The following is a 20,955-nucleotide window of genomic DNA, read 5'->3' on the forward strand; positions in this document are numbered from 1 at the left end:
CTTCTTGTGCCGCCATGCCGCATCCCGGATGCTCATCGGCTCCTGAGTCAGTGGCCGAGCGACTTCTTCAGCTCCGACTTGTTCATCGACGACCGGCCGTGGATGTTGCGGCGCTTCGCCTCTTCGTACAACTGGTCGTACGTGGGGCCTTGCAAGCCGCCACCCGAGCGCTGACCACCACGCTTCGACGAGGACTTGTCCTGCGTCGAGGTCTTGCTCGCTGTGCGGGACTCGCCGGAACGTGCGCGTTCCTTGTTCACGGTGCGGGCTGCGATCTCCTTCGCACGCTTGGTGCTCTCACCCCGCTCCTCCGCACTCTCCTTGATGTGCTCGTACTGCCGCTCCCGCTTGGAACTCGATCCGCGAGGCATGACGGGTCCTTCCCTGGTACCTGGAACTGGTCGCTTCGCCGTCAGCTTCTGGCGACCTCCGGCATCCGGCAGAACGTGCGCCGCCAGACGGCTCACGCCGGCTCTGTCGGGCTGCGGCCGGGGGCCTCGCGGCGACGATCAGCCGTGGCGCATGTCATCGGGGTCGACCGGGACGGGGCCCGGCCCGGATCCCTGAGCCTCGGACTGCCGCGGTCCCCGAACGGAGGCATCGCTGGGCGTCAGGCCTGCCTGCCCGCTGCCCGGCAGCGCGGTTTCGCTGTCGGACGGTGCGATGCGGCCGCGCCAACCGCCGCTCTCATGTCCGCGCTCCTCGATGAACCCCTTGAAGCGCTTCAGATCACCCTTGACCCGCCGGTCGAGAATACCGAGCGTGTCGCCAGCCTTCTCGGCGAGCTCTTGGGGTTCAACGTCCATCGCCAGGCTCACGCGCGTGTGCATCTCGTCCAGGGACTGGAATGTGACAACCCCCTTCTGCTTGACGTCCCCGCCCATCGTCCGCCACGAGATGCGCCCGTCGGGCAATTGGTCGACAATCTCGTCCTGGACACCCTCTTCGGGCACGGGTCCGCAAGGCGATGTTCATCGCGCTCCTCAAGGACGGGACCGGAGTCGCAGCGTTGGGCCGGGACGTCGGCCGGCGCTGGCGCGAAGCAGTGCCCAGTTGGCGGCAGGCCCGTGTGGTGCTCTTCGGTGAGGCCGCCAGAATCCTGACCCTCGCCGTCTGCGACTGGGCGGGCGTAGCCCTGTCCGACGCGGCGGCCGCCGACTTGGCACGCGACTGCACGTCCATGGTCGACGGCTTCGCCACCCCCGGCCCCCGCCACCTGCGCGCTCGACGGGCCCGTCATCGCCAGGAGGAAGCCCTCGCCGACCTGATCAAAACCGTGCGCGAGACCCAGGAAGCAGACCGGACGAGTTCGGCGCTGCAGACAGTGGCGTGGCACCGTGATCCGGACGGGAACCTCCTTCCCCGCACACCGCCGCCGTTGAGCTGCTGAACATTGTCCGGCCCACGGTCGCGGTCGCCTGGTTCGCGGCGTTCGCCGCTCACGCGCTGCATCGGTGGCCCCGTCACCGGGACCTGCTGCGCACCGATACCGAGGGAACGTACGCCGAAGCGTTCGCACACGAGGTACGGCGCTTCTACCCCTTCGCGCCCTTCGTCGGCGGCCTTGCGGCCCAGGACCTCACCTGGCGCGGGGAACACATCCCGAAGGAGACCCTGGTACTGCTCGATCTGTACGGCCAGAATCACGACCCTGCACTCTGGGAGCACCCGTACAAGTTCGACCCCCATCGATTCACCGGCCCGGACGGCCCGCGGAGCCCGCTGGACAACCTGATTCCCCAGGGCGGCGGGGACCCCGCCCGCGGCCACCGCTGCCCCGGGGAGGACGTCACCGTGGCAGCACTCGCCGTCATCGCAACGGAGCTGGCGGGGTTGGAGTACATCGTCCCGAGGCAGGACCTGACCATCCCCCTGTCTCGCATGCCAACTCTCCCACGCAGCGGCTTCGAGCTGTGCCTGGTGTAGTCACCCGGCCCCTGCCAGGGAAGGGACGATCTGGCGCAGCCAACATGGCGATGCCTCCCTTCGACCGCCAGGGGCTTCACGGTGCGGTCGTTGACAGCGAGGCGTCTTCGGGCCAGGCAGCGCGCAGCATGCGTCGGGGTCGCGTCGCCTCCGCCTGATCAGGGGTGTTGTGGGTTGGCATGCTCCTGCGGCGCGTTCCAGTCCCGTCAGGGAGCTTCCTGTCTGCCGTCAGCGATCCGAAGGCCGCACCGACGTGGGCAGGTCGCGGAGGGGCTGCCGTCAGTGGATCGGCAGCGGGGAATCGGCACCCCGCTGACGCAGTTCGGCAGCGATCGCCTGTACCACGGTGTACTCCGGGCCCCCGGTGTTGTCCGCGATCAGCAGCCCGATGAAGGCACCGGTCGCACCCAGAAGCAGCAGACCCAGCAGCAACATGGCCGCACGTCCTTCCGCGAGGCGCGCCCCCGCCCACGGCTCGCGCCTACCCCCGCGGCTCGCATGAAACGCACCACGCCATCGGGCTGCCCGCCGTCGACGACGCCACCACGTCGACCGGCCGACCTGCCACCCGGCCGGACGGCCAGGTCAGTCCGTCCTCGGTGTTGCTCCTCGTCGGGGTGAGGCATAGCGGTGTGGCGGGCGGGCACGCGAGGTGCATGGCCAGAGACACGGACAACGACGAGCAGGTCCGGCGCCCTGGGGCGGGCGGACATCGGACGGTGCCGCACACGGCCGACGTGCGGATCGAGGCGTGGGGTGCGAGTCGGGAGCAGTGCCTGGTGGAGGCGGTGCTGGGCATGGTCGAGTGCTTCGCGGACGTCTCCGGGGTACGGGCCAGGGCCTCGCGACAGGTGCAGCTGGCCGAGGGAAGCGACGACGAGCTGCTGGCCGCGCTGCTCGACGAGGTCGTCTTCCGGCTGGAGGTGGACGGCGAGGTGCCCGTGGACGTCGAGGCGGAGACGGTCGACGGCGGGCTTGACGTACGGATGGCGGTGACGGACGTACGGTCGGTGCCGATCACCGGCGCCGTGCCGAAGGCCGTGTCCTGGAACGAGCTGCGCCTCGCGCCCGACCCGTACGGCTGGGCGTGCGCGGTGACGATCGACGTCTGAAGCGGCGGGCACGGCCGGCGGCGTGCACGGCCATGGGTGCCGCCCCCAGGCGCAGCTAGCCCTTGACCACTCCGAGCGGGACCAGTCGGGCCACCTTGCGGCACAGCCCCGCGCCCTCGCTCGCCCCCACGACCGCGTCGACGTCCTTGTACGCCTCCGGGGTCTCCTCGGCGAGTCCCTTCAAGGACCGGGGGCGGACCGCGATGCCCTCGGCCTCCAGGCGTGCCCGCAGCTCCTTGCCCCCGACCGTCCGCGCCGCCTGGTGGCGGCTCATCACGCGGCCCGCTCCGTGGCAGGTGGAGAAAAAGGCGCCACCGCCGGGTATTCCCGCGAGGACGTACGAGGCGGTGCCCATGGTGCCGGGAATGAGTACGGGCTGCCCTGCCTCCCGCAGGTCCGCGGGCAGCTCGGCGTGTCCCGGCGGGAAGGCGCGGGTGGCGCCCTTGCGGTGCACGCACAGGGAGCGCGGCGCACCGTCCACCACATGAGTCTCGATCTTGGCCAGATTGTGGGACACGTCGTACACGAGAGTCAGCCGGGTGTCCGCCTCACGACGGAAGATGCGGCGCGCCGCCTCTGCCAGCAGCTGGCGGTTCGCGCGTCCGTAGTTGGCGGCCGCGGCCATCGCTCCCAGGTAGGCGCGGCCCTCCGGGGAGTGCACCGGGGTGCAGGCCAGCTGCCGGTCCGGCACCGTGATCCCGTAGCGGTTCATGGCCCGGTCCATGGCACGTACGTGGTCGGAACAGATCTGGTGGCCCAGCCCGCGCGAACCGCAGTGGATCATCACGCACACCTGGTCGAGGGCGAGCCCGAAGGCGGCGGCGGCCCGCTTGTCGTACACCTCGGTGACCTGCTGGATCTCCAGGAAGTGGTTGGCGGAACCGAGGCTGCCGACCTGCCCGAGCCCACGCTCCCGCGCCCGCTCGCTCACCTGACCGGCATCGGCCTCGGCGACCGCTCCGCCGTCCTCGCAGCGCAGCAGGTCGCGCTCCTCGCCGTGCCCCTGTTCGACCGCGTACCGCGCCCCGCCCCGCAGGACGCGTTCCAGCTCGCCATGACCGCTCAGCCGCCACACGCCACCCGGTCCGGCGCCCCGTGGGACGGCCCGGTCGAGTCCGTCCATGACCGAGGGCAGCACCGAGTCCAGCTCCCTCCGCTCGCGGTCGGCGGCCAGCAGGCGCACGCCGCAGGAGATGTCGAAGCCGACTCCTCCGGGCGACACCACGCCGCCCTCCTCGATGTCGGTGGCGGCGACTCCGCCGATGGGGAAGCCGTAGCCCCAGTGGATGTCCGGCATGGCGTACGAGGCGACCACGATGCCGGGGAGCGTCGCGACGTTGGCCACCTGCTCCAGCGACTGCTCGGCGTCCCGCAGCAGCTCCCGGGAGGCGAACACCACCCCGGGCACCCGCATGCCCGGCCGCTTCTCGATGCGACAGCGGTACGGGCCTTCCTCCACGAGCTTCATGACTACCGCCTCCTGGCACGGCCGTCGGCTTCGTCACTCTCCACGCGTTACCTGCACAGCGCCGCGTAAACGGCTGCGCCGGAGGTCCTGACGCTCGTCGGCTCCGACGCGGGTGCGGAAGCCCATCACGTGGTGTGCGTCGCGTTCCGCGGTCCTGCCGAAACGGGCCGTTGAACCCGCGGCGAGATCGGCGATGTCGAGCGGGGCCGACGACCGACGAATCATCACGTGCCGTGCTGTCGGTGGGGGTGCAGACTCGCTCCATTGGTGGATATGGGGGCGCTCCAGGACGCGGTCGGTGACTGGGCGAGCGGCGGTCCCGGCGGGCCGACGAGCGAACTGGCCGTGCGGCGGGGCCTGCGGACGGCGGTGCTGCTGGAAGGGCCGAGCGACCGCGCAGCCGTCGAGGCGCCGGCCGCCAGGCGTGGCCGGGACCTGGCCGCCGAGGGGGTGGGCCTGGTGACGATGGGCACGCCGCCGCCCCCGCCCCCGACCACCCCATCCCCAACAGGTGTAGGAGCGCCAGGGGTTATTCCGGCGGCGTCCCGAGCCGCTCGGCCAGGAAGGCGATGATCTTGTTTCGGGCCTGCACGGTGGGGTGACCTTCCTGGTCGACGAGGTGGGCCGTGACGACGCTGTGGGCGCAGCCGACGACGTCACGGAAGAAGGGCGGAGGATTCGTGTTCGCCGTCTCGGCCTTGAGCACGCGGCCGTCGAACGCGTCCCCGAGCAGCGCCCGGTACGCAGCGAACCGTTGGCCGGTGCACCACCTGTCGTGCTCGAAGCGGTACGCGAGAACCTTCAATCCGTCTCGCGCTACGCGGTCAGCCACGGCAGCCGCGTCCTCGTCGCTCATCTCCAGGCCGCCGGGGTCGTCCAGCGGAAGCGACGGATGGTTGACGACCGGCGCGATGACAGCGGGTTCGAGCGCCATGGTCAAGGCGAAGTTCCCGGTGAAACACAGACCGACGGCCCCGACGCCAGGTCCACCACGCTCGGCGTGCGCCAGGCGAGCGAGGCCGCGCAGCCATGTGACGACGGGGCTGGTGCCGCCACCGGCAAATGCCCGGAACTCGGCACTGACGCACGCGCGTCGAACGACGGTCTCGCGGGCCTCGGCGAGCGGATAGGCACCGTCGACGCCGAAGAGAGAGGGCACGTACACGCAGAAGCCCGCATCGCGCACCCACCGCGCGAACCGCGCGACGTCGGGGCTGATGCCCGGCATCTCGGGCATGAGGATGACCGCCGGTCCCGACCCGGCGACGTACACCGTCTTGTCGACGTCATCGACGCTGACGGCTCGCCGAGAGAAGTCGTCCAAAGGGTCGCTCTGACCTCGCTTGATTGTCATGACCGAGATGATGCTGAAGCGGGCGCCCTCCTGAGAAGCGGCGGCATCGCCACGTATCCCGGTAATATCGCCACCCGTTTCCAAGGCGCCGGAGGGGGCCGCATGAGTCCGCTGCGAGTGGGTGTGCTGGCCTACCCCGGCTGCTTCGCGTCGGAGGTCTACGGAGTCCCCGACCTCCTGGCCATGGCGACTCACGTCGCCGCGGCGCAAGGAGCGGCCCAGCCGGCGTACGAGACGTGGGTCATCTCGCCCCGGCGGCGTGTGATCGCGTCCGGCGGCTCGGTGCTCGACGTCTCGGCGGTGCGCCCCGTGGACGTCCTGATCGTGCCGGGCTTCGAGCTGTCGCCCACCCTCGATCTCGACGCGACACTCGCGAACCTGGGACCGGAAGCAGCGTCGATTCGGTCGCAGGCGGCCTCCGGGACGGCTGTCGTCTCGATCTGCGTAGGCGCCTTCCTGGTCGCTGAAGCCGGGCTGCTCGGCGGACGCGAAGCCACCACGTCCTGGCTGTTCGCGGACCGTTTCGCCCGCCGGTACGCCGACGTGGGCCTCCGCCCGGAGAGGCTGGTCGTGACCGACCGGGGGGTGACGACCACCGCGGCCTTCAGCGCCATGTACGACTTCGCGCTGCAGTTCATCCGCGAGCACGACGGCCCCCGCGTCGCCCGAAGCACCGCGCGTATCGCGCTTGTCGATGACGCACGTTCCACGCAGGCGCCCTATGTCGACTGGGAGCTCATACCCACTGCCGGCAGGGAGTTCTCGCTCAGCGTCAAGCGGTGGCTCGACCAGAACCTCGGTGCTCGCTATGACCTGCCCGCCCTCGCCCAGGAGTTCCACGTGAGTACGAGAACCATGCTCCGGCGCTTCGGCGACGAGGCCGGTGAGACGCCGCTCGCGTACCTGCAGAGGGTCCGGGTACGTCGCGCCGGACACCTGCTGGAGACGACAGACCTGACCATCGCGAGCATCGCCGCCGAGGTCGGGTACCGCGACGCCGGGGCGTTCAGCGGCATCTTCCGCAGACACACAGGCCAGCGGCCGAGGGAGTACCGGGCGGTATTCCATCGCACCGGCGGCCTCCCCCGAGGTGATCCGACGCTGACCTGCACATAGAGCAGTGAACTGCCGTACAGACAGCGCGATGATGTCCCGGTCCGCCCAGAAGCGGCCGACCGGGACATCGGGATCGATCAGGCGAGGTCGAAGCGATCGAGGTTCATCACTTTGTCCCACGCCGCCACGAAGTCACGCACGAACTGCTCTCCCGCGTCGTCGGACGCGTATACCTCTGAGACCGCACGAAGCTGGGAGTGCGAACCGAAGACGAGGTCGACGGCCGTGGCCGTCCACTTGACCTCGCCCGTGGTCCGATCCCGGCCCTCGAAGACGTTCTCCGCCGACTCCGACGTCTTCCACTCCGTGCCCATGTCGAGCAGGTTGACGAAGAAGTCGTTCGTCAGTGTCTCCGGCCGCTGGGTGAGAGCGCCGTGTGGCGATCGTTTGAAGCCGGTGTTCAGGGCCCGCATGCCGCCGATGAGAACCGTCATCTCGGGAGCGGTCAGGGTCAACAGGTTCGCGCGGTCCAGGAGGAGGGTCTCCGGCGACAGCTTCTCTCCAGCCCGGAGGTAGTTGCGGAACCCGTCCGCCCTGGGTTCGAGCACGGCGAACGCCTCCACGTCCGTCTGCTCCTGCGAGGCGTCCGTGCGCCCCGGCGTGAACGGGACCGTGATGTCGTGCCCGGCGTTCTTCGCGGCCTGTTCGACGGCCGCGCACCCGCCCAGGACGATCAGGTCGGCGAGCGAAACCTTCGTTCCGCCGGACTGCGAGCGGTTGAAGTCCTGCTGGATCTGCTCCAGCTTCCGCACCACCTCGGCCACCTCGGGCAGGTCGTTGACCTCCCAGTCCTTCTGCGGCGCGAGTCGGATCCGCGCCCCGTTGGCTCCACCACGCTTGTCCGTCCCGCGGAAGCTCGCCGCCGACGCCCAGGCGGTGGTGACCAACTGCGGGACTGACAGCCCCGAGGCGAGGATCCTTTCCTTGAGGGCGGCGATGTCCGCCTCCCCGACCAGTTCGTGATCGACCTCGGGCACGGGGTCCTGCCACAGCTGCGGCTCGGGAATCCACGGGCCCAGGTAGCGGGAGAGGGGTCCCATGTCGCGGTGCAACAGCTTGTACCACGCCTTGGCGAACGCGTCCGCGAGCTGGTCCGGGTTCTCGTGGAAGCGCCTCGCGATCGGCGCGTAGACCGGATCCAGCTTCAGCGAGAGGTCCGTCGTCAGCATCATGGGAGCGTGCCTCTTCGACGGATCATGCGCATCGGGCACCGTGTCCTTCGCCGAGGGATCCTTCGGAGTCCACTGGTTCGCACCGGCCGGGCTCGTCGTCAGCTCCCAGTCGTACCGGAACAGGTTGTCCAGGTACCCGTTGTCCCACGTCGTCGGCTCGGAGGTCCACGCGCCCTCCAGCCCGCTGGTGAGCGTGTCGGTGCCCATACCGCTGCCGTACGTGTTCCGCCAGCCGATGCCCTGCTGCTCCATGGGGCAGGCCTCGGGCTCCGGACCGATGTACGAGGGATCGACCGCACCATGGCATTTGCCGAACGTGTGGCCGCCGACGATGAGCGCGACCGTCTCCTCGTCGTTCATCGCCATGCGCCCGAACGTCTCGCGAATGTCCCGGGCGGCCGCGATCGGATCTGGATTGCCGTTGGGCCCCTCCGGATTGACGTAGATCAGTCCCATCTGTACGGCACCGAAGGGACCGGTGAGTTCCCTGTCGCCGGTGTACCGCTCATCTCCGAGCCAAGTGTCCTCGGGGCCCCAGAAGATCTCCTCGGGTTCCCAGATGTCCTGTCGCCCGAAGCCGAACCCGAACGTCTTGAACCCCATCGATTCCATGGCACAGTCGCCTGCGAATACCAGAAGATCGGCCCATGAGATTTTCCGGCCGTATTTCTGCTTGACCGGCCAGAGCAGCCGGCGCGCCTTGTCGAGGCTCGCATTGTCGGGCCAACTGTTGAGGGGGGCGAAGCGCTGGGCGCCGGAGCCGCCACCGCCCCGGCCGTCGGCGATGCGGTACGTCCCCGCGGCATGCCAGCTCATCCGGATGAAGAGCGGCCCGTAGTGGCCGTAGTCGGCCGGCCACCAGTCCTGCGACGTCGTCATCAGCTCGAAGAGGTCGCGCTTCAGCGCGTCGACGTCGAGGGTCGCGAACTCCTCCGCGTAGTCGAAGTCCTCGCTCATCGGATTGGCCTCGGGCGAGTGCTGGTGGAGAACCTGAAGGTCCAGCTGATTCGGCCACCAGTCCCGGTTGGTCCTGGGCCGGGTCGGCGTAGGTGTGGGGGAGGAGATTGCCGGGTTCTCGCTTTCGCTGCCGGACACGTTCGTCCTTCTTCCTGTCTCGGTGTTTCCTCTCGGCGACCGTATGGTCGCGCACCGTAGACCGCACCGCTACGAGAACACGCAGGGCACCCCCGCGTAACAAACAGTCAAATTCCGAAGCTGTTTGGGACCGGCTCAAGGATTGACGGCCGGAAAGCACCGCATGCGCGCTTACCGTCGGACCCCGACATCTCCCGGTAAACTTCCTCACCCCACCGAGCCAGAACAGGTGAACCCATTATGAGCGACCTGCTGGAAGCACAGTTGGGCTGTTCAGGCCGCCCCCGTGAACCCGCCGCATACGCTCCGGCTCGCGGTGCCGACCGAGGCGTTCGCCGGCCTCGATGCCGGGCCGCGCGATGCGCGCGACGAGCCCGCGCTCGCGCAGCCAGGCCAGGTGTTCGGCGGAGAAGTACGCCGTGTCCGCGCGGAGTTTGACGGGTCGGCGCCGCCGTGGTCCCCGGCGGGAGCGGACGGCGGGAATGCCGCGGATGAGCGGTTTGAGGGCGAGGCTGTCGTGCATGTTCGCGCCGGACACGGCGACGGCGAGCGGGATGCCCTGGGCATCGGACAGCACGTGCAGCTTGCTGCCCTTCTTGCCGCGATCGACCGGGTTCGGCCCGGTCAGCGATCCCGCCCTTTGGCGCGAACGGAGGCCGCGTCAACGATCGCCGAGGTCCGGTCCACCTCGCCCCGGGCCCCGGTTCGTCCAGTACCGCCCAGTGCAGCCGACGCCAGAGGCCGGCCTCGGTCCATACCGTGAAGCGGCGATGCGCGGTGGCGGGCGACGTGCCGAACGTCGGCGGCAGAGCCGCCAGGCACAGCCGCTGGTCAGCGCGTACACCACTGGCGTGAACACGGCCCGCTCGTCACACGGAGCGGTCCCACCACCTTGCGGACGAGCAGCGAACGACGGCAGCAACGGGGCGGCCAGCTCCCAAAGTTCATCAGGAACCAGACGCTTCGACAGATCAGCACCCACGACCGGCATCATGCCGCAGGAACATCAAGTCACGTGAGACAACCTCTAAGCCTTGATTGGTGCGGCCGACCGGGCGGCCTGCTCGATCTTCGCGCAGTAGGCTGCACGGGCTTCCTCGTCGATCTGCCTCTCGTGTTCGGCGCGCAACCCGGTCCGGCCGTCGAGGCCCTCGCGCAGGATATCGGCGTGCCCGGCATGCCGGATGGACTCGCCGAGGACATGGACCATGATGGCGAACAGGTTCGTGTCGGCATAAGGCTCCGGCCACCACGGCACGTGACCGGGGGCGTCGAGGGGAAGCTCGTTGATCGTCGCGTCCGAGTGTTCCCACGTGCGCCGGTAGAACCCGATGATCTGATCGCGAGTCTCGTCCTCGTTCGCCCACAGATCGCTGCCGTCGGAGTCCTGCCACCGGGGCAGCGGATCCGGGGAAGGGCGGTCGAAGACCTCGCCGAAGTACCTGGCCTCGACGGTGGCCACGTGTTTGACCAGGCCGAGGAGGTTGGTCCCGGTCGCTGTCAAAGGTCGGCGGGCGTCGTATTCGGACAAGCCGTCGAGTTTCCAGAGCAGCGCCTTGCGGTCCCGCCGCAGCCTCCCGTGCAGGTTGTCTTTCGCGAATTCATCGATCATGCGGCATGAGCCTGCCATGGGCTGCTCGTGGTCTCAAGATCCCGTACATGGTCCGCAACGACTGGCAGAGCCGAGGCCTGGCCATGGCCGCCGCCCTGACCTGCCACAAGAAGCTCGCGAAACTTGCCACGTGAGACAACCTCTAAGCCCCACCCCAGGTGGCCGCTAGTTTCCGCGGTGCCCGGAGGGCCTCGACCTCGGCGCGGCATGGCGGGCAGAGCGGTTCTCCGAGGCGTCGCGGGCGTGCGGGTCGACTTCACGCAACTCAGAAGCGGTCAGGACCGCCATAACGGTGCAACTCGTATGGGGTGCAGCGGCTCGGTGGAAGACCCACTCGGCAGGAGGCTGCCGGGGAAGGAAGATCGGCGACCACCAGCCTCGTGGTGGGCGGCGGCCGCCCGGGGCGCGCCCGGGCTCGGCCAGACACGAAGGCGGAGACGGCCGACAGCACGGTGCGGGCTGAAGGTCATCGGCGGGCGCAGTCGAACGGCCGCCGGGTGGCGTGCGCGCGGAGCCGCCCGTCGGGCGGTTCCGCCTACGGCGCGTCGGGTTCAGTCGGTGATGTACCAGTCGTTCTTGAGGTACTCCAGGGTGTAGCTGCCGAGGTCGCTCTCGGAGAAGGTGGCGGAAGCCCTGACCGCTTCGACCGGCATCTCGATCTTGTCGGGCGTGCGCACGGCGATGCGCTGTGGGTCGACCGTCGCGGTTTTCAGGGCCTCCTTCTGCGCGGGCGAGATCATCTGGAACACGGCGGCGTACGTCGACGCGCATGGACCGAACCCCTGGTCCTGTGCCTTCTTCGCGGCGGGCCCGGCCACTTCGCAGACCGTGTCGATGTCCTCACGGCCCAGGGCATGGAGGTACTGCACGTAGCGCTGGATCGCGCCCTCCTTCGTCCTGGGCGCGGGCTGGTCGCCGGTCGGCTCGGCCGACGGCTTCTCGGTCCGAGCGGAAACGGACGGCGTGGCCGGCGGCTCTTCGGCACCCGTGGACGCGGACGGCTGCGGAGGCTTCGCGTCCGTGTCCTCCTTCGCTGTGTCCGGACCGCACGCGCACGCCACCAGCGCCACACAGGTCGATACCGCCACGCTCACCATCGTCCGCGCTCTCATTCGGTCCCCTCACCATCAGCCGACAACACGTCAAGAGGTCACGCAGGAGCCGGGGGAACGGTTCCCCAGCCGGTCCAGGCGGGACATCGGCCGGTTCACGGAGGGCACCCGAGTCCGCGCGCGCCGCTGCACGAGGCCCCGTGCGCTGAAGGCGGGAGCCGGGGCCGCTCGCGCGCGCCACCGCCAAGGTCCACCTGGGCGGGGACGGCCGCATAGATGGCCGAGGCCGGCTTCTGCTGTCCCTGCCGGACATCTGCCAACCCAGCCATCAGCAGCTCCTGTTCGGAGTCGTACAACAACCCGCCGCAGAGCTACACCCCCCGAGAACGAGGCCGCCCAGGAGCTCAACGAACCCACCTCACCCCACGTCACACCACACCTGGCTACGTTGATCTCTAGGAACAGCGTTTCTTGATGGATTCCGGACTCAGTCGGTGATCATCCGGTGCGGGAATGTCGAGCAGAAATGACGGCGTTGCCGTGGGGCGGCGAGAAAAAGGGAAGGCGGGAGCCAACTGGTCGTTGGCAGGATGTCCGCGCTCAACATCCGATGGGAAAGGACCGACAGCCGTGGCTCGTGCCATCACTTTGATCCGCTCCGCCTCCCTGTCCGACGTCGCCGAGTACGCCTACGCGGCCACTGCGCCCGCCGAGTCACGCCTGATCTTCCTCGCTGGGGCGTGTCCGCTGAACGATGACGGCTCCACAGCAGCGATCGGGGACTACGCAGGCCAGGCAGCGAAAGCCATGGAGAACATGCAGGCCGCTCTCTCTGCCTCAGGTGCGTCACTGCAGGACGTCATCAGTACCCGGGTCCTCGTCGCATCGGCCCGGCGGGAGGACCTGGTGGCCGCCTGGCAGGTAGTCCGGGACTTGTTCGCTGACCATGACGTCCCCAGCACCTTGATGGGCGTCACCGTGCTCGGCTACAAGGACCAACTCGTCGAGATCGAGGGCGTCGCCGCCGTGCTCGATTCTTGAGACCTTTTCCAAGGACACCGCGAACGCGGGGACGGCCAGCCGTCCGCCAGGACGGCTGGCCGCCGAGGAACGTAGGCTGCGGTCAGCCGGCCTTGGCGGGCTGCTCAGCTCGCGCTGGGGTGTGACCGAGGTACGCGCCAAAGGGGCAACGAGATGATCTTGAAGCCCTGAGCGCTCGGCCGCATTTCAGAGGGACACGAGGGTCACACGCTGTTCTGCCAGCGGCAGAACAGCGACCGAACCGGGCTCGACGATCACTACAGTCCAGTCTCATGACGACGATCACGACGCGCACGGTCGAGTACCCGGCGGACGGTTTGACGATGATCGGGCACCTCGCGCTCCCGGCCGGTGTCGACCGCCGGCCCGCGGTGCTGCTCGGACCAGAGGGCATGGGACTCAGCGACGTCGAGCGCCGGCGGGCCGATGCTCTCGCCGAGCTGGGATACGTAGCGCTGGCCTTCGACCTTCACGGCGGGCGCTATTTGGGCGACCCCGAGGAGATGCTGGCCCGTTGCATGCCGCTGCTCGCCGATCCCGACCGGATGCGGGGCATCGGCCATGCGGCGCTCGACGTGTTGCGCACCGAACCGCGGACCGACCCCGACCGGATCGCCGCCGTCGGCTACGGCACCGGGGGCGCCGTCGGGCTGGAACTCGGGCGCGACGGCGTCAACCTGCGCGCGATCGGGACAGTCAACGCGCTGACCACGGGCCGACCGGGCGAGGCAGCGCGCATTCGCTGCCCGGTGTGGGCCGGGGTCGGGTCGGAAGACCCGATCATGCCGCCCGCGCAACGGAACGCGTTCACCGCCGAGATGCAGGCCGCGGGCGTCGACTGGCGCCTCGTGGTCTACGGTGGCGCCTTGCACGCCTTCCACCACCCGCCGGTCGACCACCCCGTGGTCCCCGGCGTCGGCTACCACCCACAGCACGCGCAGCGAGCATGGCGCGACGTCGTCGACCTGCTCGCCGAGTGCCTGCCCGTGACGGAGGATCTGGGGGCATGACCCAGGCAAACAGCCTGGCGCCAGGTTTGGTTCGCGTCGGGCACTGACAGTCCCCTCCCCTCAAGTCCGCATAGCAGAAGCACATTAGGGCGGGTGCTCGATCGCGGAGACGCGTTCGCAACTGCCGCAGTAAATGCCGGATTTACTGCGCGACGGAGCCCCGGCTGTGACCGTCGCGACCTGCGGCTGCAGTCCGCCTGGCTCAAGGCCCACCATCCGGCCGCGCTGTACGCGGGGCTGTTGGAGCACGACCCCGGCATGTGGCCGGCCCGTGTCATCGTCGCCGACGCCCGCCGCCACGACGTCCCCGTCCTCCCCGTCCTCCCCGTCGACATCAACCGCTCCCGCCCCGCGTACGCGGTCGAGGAAACCGACACCGGCTGGGCCGTACGCATCTCGCTCTCCGCCGTGAAGGGCGTCAGCGACGCGGAGGTCGAGCGGATCGCCGCCGGACAGCCCTACAACTCCCTCCAGGACCTCTGGCAGCGCGCCCACCCCTCCCGATCGCCGAACGGCTCATCCAGATCGGCGCGCTCGCCCCGCTCCAGGGCGATCTCACCGCCGCGACTTGTTGCTCCAGGCAGCCGAGCTGCACCGTCACACCCGCGCCCGGCCCGGGGCCGGGCAGCTCCCCAACGACGACGCTCTCATCACCGCCGGACCATCCGGGCTCAGGAGATGACTAGCCGCGAAGTCCTCGACAGCGAGCTCCAGGTGCTGAGCATCGACGTGTCCCAGCATCTGATGGAGCACCACCACCGGCTCCTGCAAGAGGTCGGTGCCACCAACGCCGCACACCCCAAGGCGATGCACCCCGGGCAGCAGGTACTCGTCGCCGGTGTACGGGCCTCCACGCAGACCCCGCCGATCGCCAGCGGCAAGCGGGTCATCTTCGTCACCCTCGAAGACGGGTCGGGGCTCGTCGACATCGCCTTCTTCGAGGACTCCCACGACGACTGCGCCCACACCATCTTCCACAGCGGCTTGCTGCTCGTGCGCGGCACCGTGGAGGCGCGCGGCCCGCGTCGTATGGTCGTCGGACGCCTGGTGTGGGACCTGGAAGAGCTCGCGGCCGCCCGCCGCGACCACGGCCCCCAGGCCGTCCTCGACGTCCTCGGCCGCACCACCTCCGCGCCCACCCCCGCCCAGCAGCCCATGCCGTCGAGGACGCTCGCCAACGGCACCACCGGCGCCCGCCTCCATCCGTACGCCGACCTTCTGCCCGCCGGCACCCGCTCCGCCGACCTCAACAATCGCGGCCACATCAGCCCCGGTTCTCCAGGCCGACGCATGTCTCACGAGACGTACCTGGAGGCTGCGTGCGGTGAGGGGGGTGGTCGTGCCGAAACCCTGCCGGCCTCGTCGGTGATCTCCGGCGCCGCAGTTCTGGCCGCCGGAGCCGCTGCCTACGCGGTCGCGCGGTGACCGCCCGCAGGGCGTGACCGCGGCAGACACGCATCAGCTCTGGTCAGCGGGTGCGGCGGGAGCGGGCCAGAGCTCGCCCGCCCAGGGAAGCACCGGTCAGCCCCAGCAGCAGGGCCACGTAGGCTCCGCCCAGCCCGTTGCCCGTGCCGAGCCCACCGTCTGCGGTGGCCGCGACCAGCCCTCCGAGAGCCATGGCGATCAGCCCCGAGATCACGGCCGCCGTAGCCCCGAGCGAGCCGTTGGCGATGCCGAGACGACCGGCGGGTCGGGTCAGCGCCAGCACAGCGATGACCACGGCGGCCAGCCCCAGCAGCCCGCCGGTGGTGGCTCCGAGCCTCCCGAGGCTGAAGTCGGTGACGTCGGCGGCGACAGGCTGGACCGAGGTGTGTGCTGCCGCTGGTGTGGCAAGACCGAGCCCGCAGAGCAGGGCGGTCGCGGAGGCGGCGAACAGGCGACGAGCGGACATCAGGGTGCTCCTTCTCTATCCACGACTGGATGTGGATAGAGCATGGCGGCCGGACCCCTGGCAGGTCGTCCAGCAGGCGCAGGCACTCACCGCTACCGCGGACGCGGCAGACGCCGCGGAGCTACTGCGCATGCGGTAGTCAGGCGCTCGTCCATGAGCGGGATTCGCCCGCGGCGGCCTCGGGCTACGGTGCGCGCATGAGTAAAGGACGGTTCCGCGTTCGAGTCGGTGTCAGGGACTTGCTGATCGCCGTAGGCGTCGCGGCGGCGCTATTGGTCACTGGTCTGTCGGGGCATCACTCCGCCACGGGCCTCGACCTGCTCGGCTACGTGCTGTTGGCGGTGGGCGGCCTGGCGCTGGTCGCGGGCCGCCGGGCTCCGGTTGCCGTCCTCGCGGTCAGCGGGTTGTGCGCGGTGGGGTACCAGGCGGCGGGGTTCGACGTGGCTGCCGTCGCGTTCCTCTTCGCGGTGTACGCGGCCATGCGGGCGGGACATCGCATCGCCACGGTGGCGGTGAGCGTGGCCGTGCTGGCCGCTCTCCCCCTCGCCGCCCTGGCATCGGGCCTGCACGACACGGGCGAGGCGTTCGCGCAGGCCCGGGGCGCCCTCGAAATCGCCTGGCTCATCGCTGCCGGCGCCGCTGGCGAAGCGCTCCGGCAGGCTGAGCAGCGGGCCGACGAAGCGGAACGTACCCGCGAGGAGACCGCGCGGCGCCGCGCCGACGAGGAGCGGCTGCACATCGCGCGCGAGCTGCACGATTCGCTCACCCACCAGATATCTGTCATCAAGGTGCAGTCCGAAGTGGCCGTCCACGTTGCCCGTAAGCGCGGTGAACCGGTGCCGGAGGCCCTGCTGGCGATCCGGGAGGCCGGCCGGGAGGCGTCTCGCGAGCTCCGCGCCACCCTGGAGGCGCTGCGCGACGACGACAAGTCCCCACCCCGTGGGCTCGACCACGTCCCGGAACTGGTCGAACGGGCCGGCAAGAGCGGCTTGCAGGCGACGCTGACGATCGACGGACAGCGCCACGACGTGCCTGCCGCAGTAGGCCGGACCGTCTACCGGGTCGTTCAGGAATCGCTGACCAACGTTGCCCGCCACGCCGATGCCGGCACGGCGTCGGTCTGCATCGACTACCGGCCGGACGCCCTCGCCATCCGCATCGACGACGACGGCAAAGGCACACCGGGCAGCGCGCCGCAACCCGGCATCGGGCTCCTCGGGATGCGCGAACGAGTCACCGCCCTCGGCGGCCGGCTCCACGCCGTACCGCGCAGCGAGGGCGGCTTCACCGTCCAGGCCGAACTCCCCCTGGAACCAGCCTCATGATCCGTGTCCTGCTGGTCGACGACCAGCCGCTCATCCGAAGCGGATTCCGCGCGCTCCTCGACCTCGAAGACGACATCGAGGTCGTGGCCGAGGCCGCCAACGGGCAGGAGGGCCTGGAGCTCGCCACAGAGAACCTGCCCGACATCGCGCTCATCGACATCCAGATGCCGGTCCTTGACGGCATCGAGACGACCCGGCGCATCGCAGCCGACCCGGCCCTGGCCGGAGTGCACGTCGTCATCCTCACCAACTACGGCCTGGACGAATACGTCTTCAACGCACTGCGCGCCGGCGCGGCCGGATTCCTCGTCAAGGACATCGTGCCGGAGGACTTCCTGCACGCCGTACGCGTCGCCGCGCGCGGCGACGCCCTCCTCGCACCCTCCATCACCCGCAAACTGATCAACCGATACGTCACCCAGCCGCCTCCCACCGCCACCAACACGGCCCTTGAAGGGCTGGACCAGCCGCGAACGCGAGGCCGTTGTCCTGGTCGCGCAGGGCCTTTCCAACGACGAGATCGCGGACCGTATGGTGATCAGCCCACTGACCGCGAAGACCCATGTCAACCGGGCCATGACCAAACTCCGGGCCCGCGACCGCGCCCAGCTCGTGGTCCTCGCCTACGAATCCGGCCTGGTGACACCGCACAACTCCTGACACCCAGCAACGGCTACGTCAAGGTCGCTCAATGAGGGGGGTCGGTCCGGACGTGCGCATGTTCTTCTCCAGGGACGTAGTGCGGGAACCCGTTACTGCGTGAAGCCGGTCCAGGTGGCCTGCTCGACGGTCCGCTCGGCTTCCTCGCGCCGCCACCGCCGGAAATCCAGCACGTCTGACTCGGTTGCCAGCCGCAGGTCCAGGCCCTGGCCCTGGCTTTGTTCACGACTCCCGGTTCTGGCTGAACTTCTGTGATGTGGTCACGCTGGGAGACGACCGGGCGGCTCCTAGCGGCGTCTGAGGTCGCAAAGAAGGAGTAGTGACCGGCTACTAAACGATAGCTGGGATGGGGCTGACCGGATTCGAACCGGTGTCCTCCCACATGCGGTGAAGGCGCGACGACCACTGCGCTACGAACCCCATCCCTGTCGTGATCATACGAGCCGCCGATGCTTCGTCGCTTCGGATTTCGAAGGCATCCCCGTGCTCTGCGTGGTGAGCGGGCGCCGGTGCCACCGCAGACCAAGGCCGGGCTGGCCGTCTCTCGTCCCGGGCTCGTCCGATTGGTCGGACCTTCAGTTGGTCGCGCCAGGCGCGGCAGAGCTGAGGTTATGAATACGTCACCGGACCATCCATGAGCATCAACCTCAGGAGTCACACGATGCGCCCCATCAGAGCAGCCTGTCTCGGCACGGCCACCGCGCTGGTCACGCTTCTCGCCTGCGCCCCTGTCGCGGCCGCCTCCGCGACGGGCACCGATACCGCCCACACCAAGGGCAAAGACCGCGTCATCACACTCATCGGCCGGCTCGCGGAGCAGTCGCGCTTCCCCGTCAACCCCGGCGGCGCCCCCGCCCAGGGCGATCGGACCGTCGTCCGCTCGATCCTCTTCGACGAGGCCGGCAAACAGGTCGGCGAAACCGCCGGCACCTGCACCACCACCCGCGTCGCCGACGGCGGAGCAGAGGTGTGCATCGTGACCTACACCCTCCCCGGCGGCCAGCTCTCCGTGCAGGGGATGGTCTTCGGCCATCTCAACCCGGGCCCTCCCCCTTCGTTCGACAACGGGATCACCGGCGGCACCGGGGAATACGACCGGGCTCGCGGCTCCGTCCACGCCGACACGATCGCTACAGGCACGAGACGCTTCACAATCGACCTCAAGCACTGACTGACCCTGCCCCCGCCCGGTGAAGCCTGGCGGGGGCACCTTTACGTGCTCTCGGCAGGCCGATCCCAGACATCGCCGCGTACGGCTCGGCCGGCCCTCGTTGACCGCCGCCGCACCATAAGCCCCCGACCCTCACGGACCTCGATAGCGGCGGCGTCTCCCCGGCATCCCTCCGGCCGTCGTCCACTGGTCGACCGACTGGGGATCCGGACCGGCGCCTCGCCGACGGAGTTGTCGACGGACTCCGAGTGGGGGTGCACGAGCGCGGCGAAGCGGACGACCGAACGGTGACGATCACCGGGACAGCCTCAGAGACCTGTCCTGTAGTGAGAGGCGAGCTAGCGAATGAGGGGACGTCATACGATCGGAAGGGCCGAAGCGGCGGCGAACCTCCACGTCCACGGCACGGCCGGTCACTCCGGCTCTCCTCCAAGCCGAACCCGGCGAACGCCGTCATCCGGGCGGCTCGCCTCGTGACCATGCTGGAGGGTCAGCCGCTGCCCGCCTCCTCCGCGGCCGGAATCCCGCGGCCACGGAAGATACGCGGAACGATCACGGTGCCGTCGGCGAATTGATGTGGGTTCACGCTGCAGCCGACAGCCTGGCATGCCTCGATCGCGACCCGCGTCCAGCGGCGAGGAACCGCCATCAGGCTATGATGTGACTCACATTGACAACCTGTCACGTCCTGTGCGTGTCGCTTGTCCCATGAGCGTCACCGACACCGAGTCGGCGTCCGACCTTGGGAGATCGAGATGAGCAACGGCCACCACATCGTCGTGCTGGGCGCCGGCTACACGGGCATGTTCAGTGCCATCCGGCTGGCCCACCGCACCCGCCGCACCGGCGTGAGGATCACGCTGGTCAACCCGTCGAGCCGGTTCGTCGAGCGGCTGCGGATGCACCAGCTCGCCACCGGTCAGGAGCTGGCCCACCACCAGATCCCTGACCTGCTCACCGGGACCTGCGTCACGTTCGTCCAGGGCACCGCCACCGCCATCGACGCCGAGGCCCGGCAGATCACCGTCGACGGCGCCAAGATCCTCGGGTACGACACGCTCGTCTACGCGCTGGGCAGCTCGACCGACACCGGCAGGGTCCCCGGCGCCGACACCCACGCATTCACCCTCAACAGCCCGGAGATCGCCGCCCGATTCGCCGCGCGGCTGACCGAGGTCGCCTCGTCCGGCGGCACAGTCACCGTCTGCGGCGGCGGCCTGACCGGCATCGAGGCGGCCACCGAGATCGCCGAGAGCCACCCCGGCCTGGACGTCACGCTGATCAGCCTGGACGAGCCCGGCGGCATGATGGGCGTCAAGGCCCGCGCCCACCTCTACCGCGCGCTGGCCCGCCTCGGCGTCACCCTGGTCAGCGGCGCCCGCGTCACCCACGTGCGGCCCGACGCCGTCGAGCTGGCCGACGGCCGGCTCGTCCGCTCCGACGCCTGTCTGTGGACCACCGGCGTCAAGGTGTCGCCGCTCGCCGCCGACGCCGGGATCGCCACCGACGACCGCGGCCTCATCCTGGTCGACGCCACGCTGCGGTCGGCGTCCCATCCGGAGATCCACGCCATCGGCGACGCCGCCGCCGTCCGCCTGGCCTGGGGACAGATCCACGGCACCTGCCAGAGCGGCATGCCCACCGCCCAGTACACCGCCGACACCATCCCGCGGCTCCTGCGCGGCAAGGCCGTCAAGCCCTTCCGCTTCGGCTACTTCCACCAGCCGGTCAGCCTCGGCCGCCGCGACGCCGTCATCCAGTTCACCAAGGCCGACGACACGCCCCGCCGCATGCACCTCACCGGCCGGAGCGCCGCCGCGTACAAGGAACTGGTCAGCGGCAGCCCGCTGACCACCTACCGGTTCAGCAAGCGGATGAACGTCACCACCATCATGTCCAAGGGCGGCCGCGCCACCCGCAGGCCTGCGGCATGAGGGGCCCAGGGCGCTC

21 protein-coding genes, 1 tRNA gene and 4 pseudogenes are annotated in these 20,955 nt (G+C 69.6%); 13 read left to right on the plus strand and 13 right to left on the minus strand.

Annotated features, from left to right (window positions below; all coding sequences use genetic code 11):
* Positions 1 to 47 precede the first annotated feature (47 nt).
* Both Q5762_RS11055 and Q5762_RS11060 read right to left on the minus strand, forming a co-directional pair.
* Positions 48 to 371: a plasmid stabilization protein gene (locus tag Q5762_RS11055; RefSeq protein WP_315891848.1), complete on the minus strand. Its 324-nt coding sequence runs from the start codon at positions 369 to 371 to the stop codon at positions 48 to 50.
* Between the two features lie 279 nt (positions 372 to 650).
* Positions 651 to 929, minus strand: a pseudogene (locus Q5762_RS11060) (cyclase); the annotation flags it as partial.
* 38 nt (positions 930 to 967) lie between these two features.
* On the opposite strand from Q5762_RS11060, the gene Q5762_RS11065 reads away from it, so the two are divergent.
* Positions 968 to 1,390: a hypothetical protein gene (locus Q5762_RS11065; protein ID WP_315891849.1), complete on the plus strand. Its 423-nt coding sequence runs from the start codon at positions 968 to 970 to the stop codon at positions 1,388 to 1,390.
* Positions 1,391 to 1,476: 86 nt separating this feature from the next.
* Positions 1,477 to 1,926, plus strand: coding sequence for a cytochrome P450 (locus Q5762_RS11070; RefSeq protein ID WP_315892059.1), 450 nt, complete (start codon positions 1,477 to 1,479; stop codon positions 1,924 to 1,926).
* A 279-nt stretch (positions 1,927 to 2,205) separates the two neighbouring features.
* On the opposite strand, the gene Q5762_RS11075 is transcribed toward Q5762_RS11070, so the two are convergent.
* Positions 2,206 to 2,361, minus strand: coding sequence for a hypothetical protein (locus Q5762_RS11075; protein ID WP_315892074.1), 156 nt, complete (start codon positions 2,359 to 2,361; stop codon positions 2,206 to 2,208).
* 221 nt (positions 2,362 to 2,582) lie between these two features.
* Between Q5762_RS11075 and Q5762_RS11080 the strand changes: the two genes are divergently transcribed.
* Complete coding sequence (locus Q5762_RS11080) at positions 2,583 to 3,038, plus strand: archease (protein ID WP_315891850.1); 456 nt, start codon at positions 2,583 to 2,585, stop codon at positions 3,036 to 3,038.
* A 55-nt stretch (positions 3,039 to 3,093) separates the two neighbouring features.
* Here the strand turns inward: Q5762_RS11080 and Q5762_RS11085 are convergent, their stop codons facing one another.
* Entirely contained in the window at positions 3,094 to 4,506 is a 1,413-nt protein-coding gene (locus tag Q5762_RS11085) for an RtcB family protein (RefSeq protein WP_315891851.1), read from the minus strand.
* Positions 4,507 to 4,770: 264 nt separating this feature from the next.
* Between Q5762_RS11085 and Q5762_RS11090 the strand changes: the two are divergent.
* Positions 4,771 to 4,977: pseudogene (locus tag Q5762_RS11090) on the plus strand (ATP-dependent endonuclease); the annotation flags it as partial.
* 58 nt (positions 4,978 to 5,035) lie between these two features.
* On the opposite strand, the gene Q5762_RS11095 reads toward Q5762_RS11090, so the two are convergent.
* Positions 5,036 to 5,944 carry a dienelactone hydrolase family protein gene (locus Q5762_RS11095; RefSeq protein WP_315891852.1) on the minus strand — a complete coding sequence of 303 codons (909 nt, stop codon included), beginning with the start codon at positions 5,942 to 5,944 and terminating at the stop codon, positions 5,036 to 5,038.
* 18 nt (positions 5,945 to 5,962) lie between these two features.
* Here Q5762_RS11095 and Q5762_RS11100 point away from each other — a divergent pair, with 18 nt between their 5' ends.
* A complete protein-coding gene (locus tag Q5762_RS11100) occupies positions 5,963 to 6,976 on the plus strand; it encodes a helix-turn-helix domain-containing protein (RefSeq protein ID WP_315891853.1) in 1,014 nt (337 codons plus the stop codon).
* A 77-nt stretch (positions 6,977 to 7,053) separates the two neighbouring features.
* Here Q5762_RS11100 and katG read toward each other — a convergent pair whose 3' ends face one another.
* The 4 genes from katG to Q5762_RS11115 form a co-directional block, all read right to left on the minus strand.
* On the minus strand, positions 7,054 to 9,243 hold the full coding sequence (katG, locus tag Q5762_RS11105; RefSeq protein ID WP_315891854.1) for a catalase/peroxidase HPI: 2,190 nt from the start codon (positions 9,241 to 9,243) through the stop codon (positions 7,054 to 7,056).
* Positions 9,244 to 9,481: 238 nt separating this feature from the next.
* Complete coding sequence (locus tag Q5762_RS11110; protein ID WP_315892060.1) at positions 9,482 to 9,871, minus strand: transposase; 390 nt, start codon at positions 9,869 to 9,871, stop codon at positions 9,482 to 9,484.
* A 33-nt stretch (positions 9,872 to 9,904) separates the two neighbouring features.
* Positions 9,905 to 10,237, minus strand: a complete 333-nt coding sequence (locus Q5762_RS39940; RefSeq protein ID WP_399494895.1) for a transposase — start codon at positions 10,235 to 10,237, stop codon at positions 9,905 to 9,907.
* 33 nt (positions 10,238 to 10,270) lie between these two features.
* Complete coding sequence (locus Q5762_RS11115; protein ID WP_315891855.1) at positions 10,271 to 10,855, minus strand: DinB family protein; 585 nt, start codon at positions 10,853 to 10,855, stop codon at positions 10,271 to 10,273.
* Positions 10,856 to 10,860: 5 nt separating this feature from the next.
* Between Q5762_RS11115 and Q5762_RS11120 the strand changes: the two genes are divergently transcribed.
* A complete protein-coding gene (locus tag Q5762_RS11120) occupies positions 10,861 to 10,989 on the plus strand; it encodes a hypothetical protein (RefSeq protein WP_315891856.1) in 129 nt (42 codons plus the stop codon).
* Between the two features lie 417 nt (positions 10,990 to 11,406).
* Here the strand turns inward: Q5762_RS11120 and Q5762_RS11125 are convergent, their stop codons facing one another.
* Positions 11,407 to 11,943, minus strand: a complete 537-nt coding sequence (locus tag Q5762_RS11125) for a hypothetical protein (RefSeq protein WP_315891857.1) — start codon at positions 11,941 to 11,943, stop codon at positions 11,407 to 11,409.
* A gap of 594 nt (positions 11,944 to 12,537) precedes the next feature.
* On the opposite strand from Q5762_RS11125, the gene Q5762_RS11130 reads away from it, so the two are divergent.
* The 3 genes and pseudogenes from Q5762_RS11130 to Q5762_RS11140 form a co-directional block, all read left to right on the plus strand.
* Positions 12,538 to 12,948, plus strand: coding sequence for a RidA family protein (locus tag Q5762_RS11130; protein WP_108154447.1), 411 nt, complete (start codon positions 12,538 to 12,540; stop codon positions 12,946 to 12,948).
* A gap of 272 nt (positions 12,949 to 13,220) precedes the next feature.
* Entirely contained in the window at positions 13,221 to 13,958 is a 738-nt protein-coding gene (locus tag Q5762_RS11135; protein WP_315891858.1) for a dienelactone hydrolase family protein, read from the plus strand.
* 186 nt (positions 13,959 to 14,144) lie between these two features.
* A pseudogene (locus Q5762_RS11140) lies at positions 14,145 to 15,242 on the plus strand (OB-fold nucleic acid binding domain-containing protein); the annotation flags it as partial.
* A gap of 184 nt (positions 15,243 to 15,426) precedes the next feature.
* Here the strand turns inward: Q5762_RS11140 and Q5762_RS11145 are convergent.
* Entirely contained in the window at positions 15,427 to 15,849 is a 423-nt protein-coding gene (locus Q5762_RS11145) for a DUF6223 family protein (protein WP_315891859.1), read from the minus strand.
* A gap of 197 nt (positions 15,850 to 16,046) precedes the next feature.
* Here Q5762_RS11145 and Q5762_RS11150 point away from each other — a divergent pair, with 197 nt between their 5' ends.
* Together Q5762_RS11150 and Q5762_RS11155 are read left to right on the plus strand one after the other, a co-directional pair.
* Positions 16,047 to 17,174, plus strand: a complete 1,128-nt coding sequence (locus Q5762_RS11150) for a histidine kinase (protein ID WP_315891860.1) — start codon at positions 16,047 to 16,049, stop codon at positions 17,172 to 17,174.
* A pseudogene (locus Q5762_RS11155) lies at positions 17,171 to 17,834 on the plus strand (response regulator). The gene Q5762_RS11150 and the pseudogene Q5762_RS11155 overlap by 4 nt, the downstream one beginning before the upstream one ends.
* A 347-nt stretch (positions 17,835 to 18,181) precedes the next feature.
* Here the strand turns inward: Q5762_RS11155 and Q5762_RS11160 are convergent.
* Positions 18,182 to 18,255: transfer RNA gene (locus Q5762_RS11160), tRNA-Ala, on the minus strand.
* Between the two features lie 240 nt (positions 18,256 to 18,495).
* Between Q5762_RS11160 and Q5762_RS11165 the strand changes: the two genes are divergently transcribed.
* Positions 18,496 to 19,005, plus strand: a complete 510-nt coding sequence (locus tag Q5762_RS11165) for an allene oxide cyclase barrel-like domain-containing protein (RefSeq protein WP_315891861.1) — start codon at positions 18,496 to 18,498, stop codon at positions 19,003 to 19,005.
* A gap of 490 nt (positions 19,006 to 19,495) precedes the next feature.
* Here the strand turns inward: Q5762_RS11165 and Q5762_RS11170 are convergent, their stop codons facing one another.
* On the minus strand, positions 19,496 to 19,654 hold the full coding sequence (locus Q5762_RS11170) for a hypothetical protein (protein ID WP_315891862.1): 159 nt from the start codon (positions 19,652 to 19,654) through the stop codon (positions 19,496 to 19,498).
* Positions 19,655 to 19,760: 106 nt separating this feature from the next.
* On the opposite strand from Q5762_RS11170, the gene Q5762_RS11175 reads away from it, so the two are divergent.
* Entirely contained in the window at positions 19,761 to 20,939 is a 1,179-nt protein-coding gene (locus Q5762_RS11175; RefSeq protein WP_315891863.1) for an FAD-dependent oxidoreductase, read from the plus strand.
* Positions 20,940 to 20,955 lie beyond the last annotated feature (16 nt).

The sequence above is a fragment of the Streptomyces sp. P9(2023) genome, assembly GCF_032436795.1.
GTDB lineage: Bacteria > Actinomycetota > Actinomycetes > Streptomycetales > Streptomycetaceae > Streptomyces.